Below are 11,412 nucleotides of genomic sequence, written 5' to 3'. Positions count from 1 at the left end.
CAGCGCCAGGCCCCGCCCCCGCCGCGTCCCGCCCCGCCTCCGGGCTACGGCCAGCAGCCCGGCTACCCGCAGCAGCAGGGCGGCCCCTGGGGCGCGGCCCCGGCCAGCGCGCCGGGCTATGCGGCCCCGCCTTCCGGCTACGCCCCGCAGGCCTATCCGCCTCAGCAGGCGGCGGTGGCCCCCGGCGGCGGCTTCTTGAAGGGTGCGCTGGGCACGGCGGCCGGCGTCGCTGGCGGCGTGCTGCTCGCCGATTCGATCCGCGGCCTGTTCCATGGCGGCGGCATGGGCGGCGCTGGGAGCAATCTCGGCATCGGCTCGGGCTTCGAGCACGCGAGCAGCGGCGGCGACACGATCATCAACAATTACTACGGCGACCAGGGCGGCTATCCCGACGCCGGCTATGGCGGCCCGGAGCCCAGCGCCCCCGATGTGCAGAGCGCCGATTACGACACCGATGTCGGCGGCTATGACGACGGCGGCGGGGACGGCGGCTTCGACGTGTGAGTCGCCTTCTCCGAGACGAGAATTCTCGAGCGGCGCGCTCCCGAGCGCGCCGCGATTTTTTTGCGTCGTTGTGCCTCTGTTAACCAAGCTGCGCCAGCCTGCCCCCTGTTGAAATCGTCAGCGTCTCCCGGTTCGTCGAATTATCGATTCTCGAGGAGAGAGCTATGTCGCTATTCTTCACCACGCTTGTTTTTTTGGTCGTTTTCGCCTTCGTCGGGCAAAGAGAAGCGCTCGGCGCGCCACAATCTCCGAAATCCGCGTCGACTTCGGCCTCCGATCCTCTCGTTTGGCTGCCGCCGGCGGAGATCGCCGCAAGAGCTTCCGCGCCGAAAGATGTGACCGGATCGATCGACAAGGAGCGCCGCCCCGCGCCGATCGACGCGGCGGCGTTCGAGGAGTTGCGGGCGGAGGTGTCGGCCCTTCGCCGCGCCGTCGCTTCTCTTCCTGCGGCTGCGCCGACGCTCGGCGGCGTCGTCAAAGCAATCCAAGGTCTGGAAAGGCGTCTCGCCATCATCGAAACCCGCCGCGCCTCGACGCGCGGCTCCTCCATAAGAGCTTCAAATCCGCTTTGATGGCGCCAGAGGATTGCCGCGCCGCGTCACGGCAATCCTCATCTTTATACAATTTGCCTTCGAACGATCGTTTCGTCACGCGATGCATCGAACGCCGCAAAAAAATCGGCGATCTTTCGATAGAGTTCCCTTTGCGCCTCCCTCCGGCCCTTCTCGAAAGGCTTCATGCGCGCGCCATGCATCGCGTCATTGTGGTCGAAGGACCGCCCGAAAATTTCGTCGAGCCGATGCCAGCGCCATTGGCCGGGCTCGATGCGATCCTCGAAACCGAATATCCCTTCGCCGCCGACCGGATGCGCGCGGCCGATGAACGGATAGCGCTGCGAAATCGTATTGACCACGCCGTCGTTCTCTCGCCAGAGCGTCATCGTCAAATCGCCGCTTCCCCAATCCGGCGTCGGAGGCGCCGAAAACTCGGGCCGTGTCGCGATATAGGCGGCCGAGTCCCGCATCGTCAGATCCATGGTGCGATCGTGGCGATGCCGCGCGCTCAGAAACGGCAAATTCAAAAACCGTCCCTCGCGCGTCGCGGAGGAAACCAATGCGAGATAGAGACAATTCTCGAATGTCTCCATCGTCTGATTGAGGCGCGCGGCGCCGTGCAAGGTGACGTCGAAGCCGAGATTGTCGCCGCTCTCGACGAAGCGGGTCGCATCCAAGCGCCTCAGGAACGCTTCGCCATTGTCGTGCTCATGCGCCCAATGATCGAGATGCAGATCATAGAGGCGCGACGCCCCGACGCTGGACAAAGCAGAAACGACAGCGAGCGCGCCGGCGACCAGCGCGCTCGGCAGCAGTTTCGGCTTGCCCTGCTCTTCGTCGCAATAACGATAGGCGAGCGTCGAGCCATTGAGCGGGCCGGAGATGGCGACGATCGCCTCCACCCAATCGGCGCTGGAGCCGACGCCCCAGAAATCCCGAGCCAGAAGATATTGCAGCATCCGGCAAGTCTGAGCGCCGGCGCTGTGGCCGATCAGTATCACCGGATTGTCGGCCGACCAGCCATCGATGAAGCCGCGGCCGGCATAATCGCGCGAGAAACGCGCATGGCCGGCCTGCGCACTATGGCTCTCGCCATAATCGATGCGCGCGCCGACGATCTGCGCGAATAGCTCACAGGCGCAATCATGGACCGAATTGAGCGGCCCGCATTTGGCGAGATGGGTGCGAAAGCGCGGCGCAAATTGCGCCGGAGCGTCGCCCCAATAAGGAAGCCCGCCGAGATCATTCGGCCCCCATCCCATCAGGCCATGGACGAAAACGACATAGCTCGACTTCATCGACACCCGCCTCGTCGATCGCGGTGACCCGCAAGCTAGCAGGAAGAGCGTCACGCGTCATGGCGACGACGAGACTCTGATCGCGAGCGAGCCACGAATCGCCAATTCGGCGTCAATTCAGCAATTCGTCACATGTCGCGTGGTGGCGCGCCGAACCGCATAAATATGATATTAAAATATTCTAATATGAGACTTGATTTAAATCTCTGATTATAATATCAACTATCGCATAGTTTCATGTATGCATGAATTTTTACGTTCTGTATCTATGCTATCGTATTATATGTTTCCGAAAATGTCTTTTATTTAAGCACAAATATTCTGCTGACACCGCATGATAGCTTCGTTTTTCTGTCACCATGGAATTACGGCACACACCTTGCTGTGAAAGAACCGACGTCGAAACTGTTTCTGGTCTTTGGACCGCAAGAGCGTCGGCGTGTCGCGCTTTGCTTTGCGAAGCGCGCCCGCCACGCGTGCGGCAGCCGCGAATGAAGCGACGTCACAAGATAAAGTCCAGCGGAGGAATCATGCCTATCAGTCTCGCAACCAATGCGGCGACCGACGCGTTGAAGGTCAATCGCGCGCCGGTCGGAATCGAGCCGCAGGAAGTCCATAAATGGCTGCAGAGCTTCAATTGGGACTTCAAGCAAAATCGTACGAAATACGCGACCAAATACCGTATGGCGAACCAGACCAAGGAGCAGTTCAAGGTCATCGCCAAGGAATACGCCCGCATGGAGGCGGCCAAGGACGAGCGGCAGTTCGGCACGCTGCTCGACGGACTCACGCGCCTCGGCGCCGGCAATAAGATTCATCCTCGCTGGGGCGAGACGATGAAGGTGATCTCGAACTTCCTCGAGGTCGGCGAATATAATGCGATCTCCGGTTCGGCGATGCTGTGGGATTCGGCCACCGCCGCAGAGCAGAAGAACGGCTATCTCGCGCAGGTGCTCGACGAGATTCGTCACACGCATCAATGCGCATTCATCAACCACTATTATTCCAAGCACTATCACGATCCGGCCGGCCATAATGACGCGCGCCGCACGCGCGCCATCGGCCCGCTGTGGAAGGGCATGAAGCGCGTCTTCTCCGACGGATTCATCTCCGGCGACGCCGTGGAATGCTCGATCAATCTGCAGCTCGTCGGCGAAGCCTGCTTCACCAATCCGCTGATTGTCGCGGTGACGGAATGGGCTGCTGCCAATGGCGACGAGATCACGCCGACGGTTTTCCTCTCGATCGAGACGGACGAACTGCGCCATATGGCCAACGGCTATCAGACGATCGTCTCGATCGCCAATGATCCGGCGGCGGCCAAATATCTCAACACCGATCTCAACAACGCCTTCTGGACGCAGCAGAAATATTTCACGCCGGCGCTCGGCTATCTGTTCGAATATGGCTCCAAGTTCAAGGTCGAGCCCTGGGTGAAGACCTGGAACCGCTGGGTCTATGAGGATTGGGGTGGAATCTGGATCGGACGTCTCGGTAAATACGGCGTCGAGAGCCCGGCTTCGCTGCGCGACGCCAAGCGCGACGCCTATTGGGCCCATCACGATCTGGCGCTGGCCGCTTTCGCTCTGTGGCCGCTCGGCTTCTCGCGCGTCTCGCTGCCGGACGAGCAGGATCAGGAATGGTTCGAGGCGAATTATCCCGGCTGGGCCGATCACTACGGCAAAATCTACAATGAGTGGAAGCGGCTCGGCTACGAGGATCCCAAGAGCGGCTTCGTCCCCTACGCTTGGCTGCTCCAGAACGGACACGAGGTCTATGTCGACCGCGTGTCGCAAGTGCCGTTCATCCCGACGCTCGCCAAGGGTTCCGGCTCGCTGCGCGTGCACGAATACAATGGCAAAAAGCACTCGCTGACGGATGATTGGGGCGAGCGCCAGTGGTTGTCGGAGCCTGAGCGCTACGAGGCCCAGAATCTGTTCGAGCAATATCTCGATCGCGAGCTTTCGGACGTCATCGCCGAAGGCCATGGCGTGCGCTCGGACGGCAAGACGCTGATCGCGCAGCCGCATGTGCGCGGCGACAATTTGTGGACGCTCGAGGATATCGAGCGCGCCGGCTGCGTCTTCCACGATCCGCTGGCGGCGTTCGGCTGATCCTCTTCCGTCGCAACAAAGACTTCGCCGGACGCTCGCGCCCGGCGAAGAGAGCCCCTCCAGGAGGACCCGCGAGAACTTCAGAATCTGAATTGCCTTTTCGGCCGGCTCGGCTGGCTGCGCATCCCGCGCGCCCTGCTCGGCTTGTCGAGCGCTACTCTCGACCTCACAGACTCGCCCTCTGGAGATTTTCTCCAGAGGGCCTTTTTTCGTGGGCTGGAGCGCGAAATCGTCGGGGGCGCCGCGGGCCGACGTCGCGAACGCGTCCCCACCCTTGCGCCCGGCCCCCTTTCCCCGTAACACCCTGCCCCCATGTCCGACGCATTCCGCCCCAAATCCGAATTCCTCGCGACGCTCATCGCGCGCGGCTTCGTGCATCAATGCTCCGATTTCGAGGGGCTGGATGAAAAGGCCCGCTCCGGCGAGCTGGTTTCCTATGTCGGCTTCGACTGCACGGCGGCCTCGCTGCATATCGGCAATCTCTTGTCGATCATGCTGCTCTCCTGGCTCCAGCGCACGGGCGGCAAGCCGTTGCCGCTCGTCGGCGGCGGCACCACGCGCGTCGGCGACCCTTCCGGCAAGGACGAGAGCCGCAAGCTGCTCTCGATCGAGACGATCGACTCCAACAAGGCGGCGATCCAGAAGACCTTCGCGAAATTCCTCAGCTTCGGAGACGGCAAGACCGACGCCATTCTGCTCGACAACGCCGAATGGCTGACCAAGCTCAATTACATCGATTTTCTGCGCGACGTCGGCCGGCATTTCTCGGTCAATCGCATGTTGTCGATGGATTCGGTGAAGCTGCGGCTCGAGCGCGAGCAGGAGCTGTCCTTCATCGAGTTCAACTATATGTGCCTGCAATCCTATGATTTCGTCGAGATCGCCAAGCGCTATGGCGCGAGCCTGCAAATGGGCGGCTCCGATCAATGGGGCAACATCGTCATGGGCGTCGATCTCGGCCGCCGGCTCGGGACGCATCAGCTCTATGCGCTGACCGCGCCGTTGCTCACCACCTCCTCCGGCGCCAAAATGGGCAAGACGGCGGCGGGCGCCGTCTGGCTCGACGCCGCTATGCTCGCGCCCTACGATTATTGGCAATATTGGCGCAATACGGAGGATGCGGACGTCGTCCGCTTCCTGAAGCTGTTCACCTTCCTGCCTCTGGACGAGATCGAGAAGCTCGCCGCGCTCGGCGGAGCCGAGATCAACGAGGCGAAGAAGATTCTCGCCACCGAGGCGACCGCGCTTCTGCATGGGCGCGAGGCGGCCGAGCTCGCCGCCGAGACGGCGCGCCGCACGTTCGAGGAAGGCGCGCTGGCGCTTTCTCTGCCCAAGGTCGCTGTGACGGCGAGCGAAGTGGCGGCGGGGATCGGCGTGCTCACCGCCTTTGTGAAAGCCGGGCTCGTCGCCTCCACGGGCGAGGCGCGGCGGCAGATCAAGGCCGGCGGCTTGCGCCTCAATGACGCTGCGGTGACGGACGAGAAGGCCGTGCTATCGGAGAAGGATTTCTCCGAGGGAGTCGTCAAATTGTCGCTCGGCAAGAAGAAGCATGTGCTGCTGGAGCGCGGCGAGGAATAGGATTCGTTCAGCGCGGCGCCGGCGCGCTCTCGGGCAGCCGGCCCGTGCCGGTTCCGTCGATGACGCCGAAGACCTTGCGCAGCAGGCCCGGCGCGATCACCGACAGCGGATTGACGGTCAGCACCGGCGCGCTGAAGGCGCCGCTGACGCGAAAGCTCACCGCGAAGACGCCCTCGTGCTGGCCGCCGGCGAGCATCAGGCCGATGACCGGAATATTCGACACGAGATTATTGAGCCCATAGGCCGGCACGAAAGAGCCCGACACGTCGATGCGGTCACGCGCCATGTCGATATAGCCGTCCACCGTGAGGCCGATGTCGGTTCCCGACATCACCGCATCGCGCAGATTGAGCCGCCCGTTCGCCCAGGTGAAGGCCGCTTGCACGCGCGCGAATTTCACCGAATCCGGGTCGAAATGCGCGGCGCCCTTATCGTCGACGCGCGCTGCGCCCTGCATGACGAGCTGGCGAATGGCCGGCTCGTTCTGCAGATAGAAATCCTGAATGCGCATCGTGCCGTCGGAACGGCCCGGATTGAGCAATAGGGTCGCCGACAGCGCGCCGCTCTCCATGCGATGATAGAGATCGAGGAAGGAGAGAAAGGCGCCGCCGTCGCTGGTCGAGAGATCGATCTGCGGCGCGCCGCTCGGATGGCGCGTCAGCATTGCGGCGAAAGGCTCGCGGCCGAAATTGCCGGTCAGCGACAATTGCCGCGGCTTGCCGCCGCGCCGCTCGAAGCGAAGATCGACATTCGAGAGGATCTGCTTGCCGTGTCCGGTGACGATCGGCGATTTGAGATCGAGATCGAAATCGTCGCTCGTGGGCGGCTTGCCCGCGGCCGCGGCGGCGGCCGGCTCGGTCGAAGGCTGGGTGAGGTAACGCAGCAGCGGCCGCGCATCGATATTGGCGCCGCGCACGACGAGCTTCAGCCCCTCGCCGCTGCGCGTCGCCTCGAGACGCATATCGTCGCCGGGCGAGAGCTTCGCCTGGGTGAGCTTGGCCGAGCGCAACGCTCCGTCGCGAGCGAGCTCGACGACGCCGGCAAATTGCTGCGGCCCCGCCTCCGCCTGCAATTGCTCGAGCGCCGAGCCGTCCGGCCGCTTCACCAGAGTGAAGCTGGCGCGCCCGGGCTTGCCGGGCGCTTTGGTCACACCGGGCAGAGGGTGATCGAGCGCGGCTTTGGAGAAATCGATCTCGAATTGCGATTCGGAATCTTCGATCGGCAGCTTGGTCTGCACCTGCACGCCGACGACGCCGGAAACGCCGTTGAACCCATAGCCGGCGCGTTGGCGCGCGGCGTCGTCGAGCGACAGCGACAATTGCGCCTGCGCCTGTCCCTTCTCGCCGGCGGCGCGGCGCAGATCGAGCGTCACCGGCGCGCCGAACACGCGGCCCGCGCCGGTGACGCGCAGCCCCTCGCGATCCGAGATCAGCCGCAGAGCGGCTCCCTCCAGCCGCTCCTTGCCGATGAAGCGCTCCATGGAGAGATTGGTCGTCTCCGCGTCGACCGTGATGCGCGTATGCTCTTCTTTCGCCGACAGCCCGAGCTCGAAATCGATGCGCAATTTGCCTTCGATCTGGCCTTTGAGCTGATTGGCGTCCATCGGCAGGCTGGCGGCCGGGGCGACGCTCTTCAGGGAAAGTATGTCGGCGACCGCTTCGACGCCGCCGACGAGCTTCAATTCGATCCAGGCGGGCGCAGGATCGGGGCCGAGCGAGGGAGCGCGGAAGACGCCTTCCGTGATGGCGAGCTTGCGGCCCGGCGCGCTCTCCATCACGCCGGAGGAGGCGACGAAAGACACTGTGCGGCCGGTGAGCGCGATATGGCCGTTCATCCCGTTGATCGGCCACAGGCCCGGAACGGCGTCGACGAGCGTCGCATTGTCGAGATCGAAATCGCCGCGCAGCGCCGCATCCGGCGGCGGCCGTTCGTAGCGCCCGGCGATCATCGCCTGCTGGTCGAGATCGGCGGTGAGCGTTCCGCTGCGCATCACGCCGGCCGCGATATGCTCGTCCATCCACATGCGCGTCGGCGCGGCGACCTGCGTCGGCCAGATGCGCAGCACCGAGCGGATCGGCGTCTGCGTCGCGCGGATCGCATATTTGAGATGCGTTCCGTCCGGCTGCGCGCCATCGACCTCCACAGAGGCCGTGGCATGCACTTCGGGGCCATCGAGGAAGACGCGCTCGACCTTGTATCTCTTGGCGACGAGATCGAGCGTCGCGGTGAGGCCGGCGCTCTCGATCGCCAGCGGCGCCTCGCCATGACGCTCCGGCAGAAAGACGCCCGGCCGCACGAGATCGAAAGAAAGCGCGACGATCCCCGCCCCTTCCGCCGGCGGCGTCAGCGCGCCTTTGAAGGTCAGCCGCGCGACGCCGGTGCGGATCTCGACCGGCTCTATGGCGAGCAGCCGGCGCTCCATGTCCCAGCGGCCGGAGATGGACAGTTCCTGGAGCATGAAAGGCTCGGCGTCCGGCTCTTCGAGCCGGAAAAAGCCCTCGCCGACGGAGAATTTCCCGCTCGCTTCGACGACGCGGCCGTCGCCGGCGAGCGCGAAATGCAGATCGAGCGACAAGGGCGCGTCGGTGTCGAAGGGCAGCGTGCGGGCGCCGGCGGCGAGCGCGACCTCCTCCATGGAGAGGCCGCGCAGCCGCGCGTCGAGCGAGCGCCGCTCGCCCATCGCGCCCTTGGCTTCCACTTCGGCGCCGACATGGCCGGAAGGGCCGGTCGCGCCGAGACGCAATCGCCGCGCGCCGACGATCCTGTCGAAGCTCAGCGCCAGATCGTCATAGACGATGGTCTTGTCCAGCGTGCGATCGTCGATGACGAGACGGGCGTTGGAGACGCCGATTTTGTCGATGGCGGCGACGGGGCTCTCTGGATCGACGATGAAATTCATCACCGCGCGCAGAGCGCCGGCGGCCTGCCGCAGCGAGGGGACGGGCGCGGCCGCGGCGGACGCCGCCTGCGGCTCGGCGGTCGGCTCCGATTGCGGAGGCGGCGCGTCCAGCGGAATGGCGACGGGATCGGCGCCGGGCGCCGAGATCGCCACCACGCCGTTGGGAAGCACCTCCAGCCGCAGCTCGAGGTCCAGCACGTCGAGTCGGCGCGGCGTCAGGCGGCCGATGAGCAGCGATCGCGGGTCGACCGACAATTGCGCGCGCGGCGCGGCGAGAACCGTGCGCTCGCCGTCCTTCACGGCGAGGCCGTTGACCGTGAAAGTGAGGCCGTGATCGGTGCTGGCGATCGCCACCGAGCTCAGCCCGAATTGATAGCGATGCGAATAGAGATCGTCGAGCGCCTCGACGATCTTGGGCGCGAGCCAGTCGGAGGCGATGGGGCCGCGAGCGAGCGCGGCGAAAAAAGCGCCGACGGCGACCACGACGACGAGCAGCGTCGACACCGCCATGACGGAAAGACAACGCACCGCGCAAAAGCCGCGCAGCCGGATCGCGGTGCAGCCGCGCGGGAAAAACCCCAATAAAATGCGCGAGGCCCGCGTTTCGACCGCCGGGCTCTCGTCTATCCTCTGCGTCAAACGCCAGCCCTTCGGTTGCACCGCGCGGGTCCGCGCGCGCCGGCGCCGAATCTGCACGTCGTCGAGAAGATCACAACTCGAATGGCGCGCAACTGGGGATTTCTACCAGAATCTCTTGCGGAGCGCGCCATCCTCTGCATCCTGCCGATTGTAACGGCGGATGAGACGAAAGGAAGGCGCAGTGACCGAAGCGAAGAAATCCACAGGCTTGCGCGAAGGCGACGCCGCCCCCTCTTTCGAGCTGCCCGGCGCCGGCGGCGAGACGCTCTCTCTTTCCGGCTTTTCCGGCAAGAAGCTGGCGCTCTATTTCTACCCCAAGGACGACACCTCCGGCTGCACCAAGGAAGCGATCGAATTCAACGCTTTGAAGGCCGATTTCGGCAAGGCGAAGACCGCGCTCGTCGGCGTCTCGCCGGATTCGCCGGCCAAGCACGACAAATTCCGCGCCAAATATGAGCTGACATTCCCGCTCGCCTCCGACGAGAGCAAGGAAATGCTCTCCGCCTATGGGGTGTGGGTGGAGAAGAGCATGTACGGCCGCAAATATATGGGCGTGGAGCGCTCGACTTTTCTGATCGGCCCGGACGGGAAGATCGAGAAAATCTGGCGCAAGGTGAAAGTGCCGGGCCATGCGGCCGAGGTGCTGGCGGCGGCGAAGGGGAAATAGGCCCTACGCCCACGCCCGAGGCGGCTCTGCAACCCCTCTTCGTCCAGAGGCGCGTACCGAAAGTGCGAGGTCGACCTTCGAGACGCCCGTTTTCAGGCTCGTCTTCGATGGTCGATTTGCGCAAGCGCAGCCAAAGGGCGTTGTGCGGCGCACGTCCCGAAGATACGCTTCGAAAATGGCTATTCCCGATTATCAATCCTTGATGCTCCCGGTCCTTTCAGCCGCATCGCAGGGCGAAATTCGTATCGGCGACGTCGTGGAGCGCGTTGCGGACAGCCTCGCTCTGACGGCGGAGGAGCGAGCGCAACTGCTGCCGTCGGGCAGACAAACCCTTTTCGCCAATCGCGTGCATTGGGCGAAAACCTATCTGAACAAGGCCGGCCTGGTCGAAATCACCCGGCGCGGCCATTTCACGATCACAGATCGAGGAAAGATCGCGCTCCAGTCAAATCCTGGGCGTATCGACAACGCGTTTTTGACCCGGTTCGAGGAGTTCCGGGATTTCGTCAAAGGCGCACGGCAAGAAGACGAGGAGGCTCCGCCTGTCGCTCTGTCTTCGATCGAGCTTCGGTCGCAAACGCCCGATGAAATCATGCGGGAGGCGCATCGCGAAATCGATGCGTCCCTGAGACGAGACCTGCTCGATCGCGTTCGCAGCGCGCCGCCCGAATTTTTCGAGCGGCTGCTCGTCAATCTGCTCCTCGGAATGGGTTTCGGCGGCTCCGTCGCCGACGCCGGACGCGCTCTAGGTCGCAGCGGTGATGACGGCGTAGACGGCGTGATCGATCAGGACGCGCTCGGGCTGGATCGGGTCTATATACAGGCCAAACGCTACGCCGAGGGCAATAATGTCGGATCGGGAGCGATCCGAGATTTTTTCGGAAGCCTCGATCGGCACAAGGCGACTAAAGGCCTGTTCGTGACGACCTCGCGTTTTTCGGCTTCGGCGATAGAAACGGCCCAATTTCTCAGCAAGCGCATCGTATTGATCGACGGGGATCAGCTCACGAAGCTGATGATCCGATACAATGTCGGATGCCGAGTTGAAGAAGCACTCGATAGACGAAGACTACTTCGAGTGATCGGCCTGCGGTCGAGCAGTCGAACCGCTATCGTTTGACGGCCATAGTGATCGCGGCGTCTCCTCGGTCCACGGGAA

General features: G+C 63.7%; 8 protein-coding genes. 5 read left to right on the top strand and 3 right to left on the bottom strand.

The window, feature by feature from the left end; translation table 11 throughout:
- Positions 1-504 (top strand): DUF2076 domain-containing protein (locus C5689_RS18870; protein WP_108918161.1); only part of this gene is annotated, 504 nt, incomplete at its 5' end.
- Positions 505-583: 79 nt separating this feature from the next.
- Here the strand turns inward: C5689_RS18870 and C5689_RS18270 are convergent.
- Both C5689_RS18270 and C5689_RS15500 read right to left on the bottom strand, forming a co-directional pair.
- The gene (locus tag C5689_RS18270; RefSeq protein ID WP_146188399.1) at positions 584-859 is read right to left on the bottom strand and encodes a hypothetical protein; all 276 of its coding nucleotides are present in this window, start codon (positions 857-859) and stop codon (positions 584-586) included.
- Between the two features lie 261 nt (positions 860-1,120).
- Entirely contained in the window at positions 1,121-2,356 is a 1,236-nt protein-coding gene (locus C5689_RS15500; RefSeq protein ID WP_108918159.1) for a lipase-like domain-containing protein, read from the bottom strand.
- A gap of 530 nt (positions 2,357-2,886) precedes the next feature.
- On the opposite strand from C5689_RS15500, the gene mmoX reads away from it, so the two are divergent.
- Positions 2,887-4,470 (top strand): aromatic/alkene monooxygenase hydroxylase subunit alpha, encoded by a 1,584-nt coding sequence (gene mmoX / locus C5689_RS15495; protein ID WP_108918167.1) that lies wholly within the window; start codon positions 2,887-2,889, stop codon positions 4,468-4,470.
- A 312-nt stretch (positions 4,471-4,782) separates the two neighbouring features.
- Complete coding sequence (tyrS, locus tag C5689_RS15490; RefSeq protein ID WP_108918158.1) at positions 4,783-6,048, top strand: tyrosine--tRNA ligase; 1,266 nt, start codon at positions 4,783-4,785, stop codon at positions 6,046-6,048.
- Between the two features lie 7 nt (positions 6,049-6,055).
- On the opposite strand, the gene C5689_RS15485 is transcribed toward tyrS, so the two are convergent.
- On the bottom strand, positions 6,056-9,607 hold the full coding sequence (locus tag C5689_RS15485) for a YhdP family protein (protein WP_244594742.1): 3,552 nt from the start codon (positions 9,605-9,607) through the stop codon (positions 6,056-6,058).
- A 139-nt stretch (positions 9,608-9,746) separates the two neighbouring features.
- Between C5689_RS15485 and C5689_RS15480 the strand changes: the two genes are divergently transcribed.
- Together C5689_RS15480 and C5689_RS15475 are read left to right on the top strand one after the other, a co-directional pair.
- Complete coding sequence (locus C5689_RS15480; RefSeq protein WP_108918156.1) at positions 9,747-10,253, top strand: peroxiredoxin; 507 nt, start codon at positions 9,747-9,749, stop codon at positions 10,251-10,253.
- Between the two features lie 175 nt (positions 10,254-10,428).
- A complete protein-coding gene (locus tag C5689_RS15475) occupies positions 10,429-11,373 on the top strand; it encodes a restriction endonuclease (protein WP_108918155.1) in 945 nt (314 codons plus the stop codon).
- Positions 11,374-11,412: the final 39 nt, after the last annotated feature.

The sequence above is a fragment of the Methylosinus sporium genome (assembly GCF_003113265.1).
GTDB classification, from domain to species: domain Bacteria; phylum Pseudomonadota; class Alphaproteobacteria; order Rhizobiales; family Beijerinckiaceae; genus Methylosinus; species Methylosinus sporium.
Note: the sequence above shows the minus strand (reverse complement) of the source record. Positions and strands in the feature narration are given on the sequence as shown.

What these genes read in the sequence shown, in the direction of transcription:
- C5689_RS15500 (WP_108918159.1), bottom strand. Translation starts at nt 2,356, where the DNA reads ATGAAGTCGAGCTATGTCGTTTTCGTCCATGGCCTGATGGGATGGGGG.
- mmoX (WP_108918167.1), top strand. Translation starts at nt 2,887, where the DNA reads ATGCCTATCAGTCTCGCAACCAATGCGGCGACCGACGCGTTGAAGGTC.
- tyrS (WP_108918158.1), top strand. Translation starts at nt 4,783, where the DNA reads ATGTCCGACGCATTCCGCCCCAAATCCGAATTCCTCGCGACGCTCATC.
- C5689_RS15480 (WP_108918156.1), top strand. Translation starts at nt 9,747, where the DNA reads ATGAGACGAAAGGAAGGCGCAGTGACCGAAGCGAAGAAATCCACAGGC.
- C5689_RS15475 (WP_108918155.1), top strand. Translation starts at nt 10,429, where the DNA reads ATGGCTATTCCCGATTATCAATCCTTGATGCTCCCGGTCCTTTCAGCC.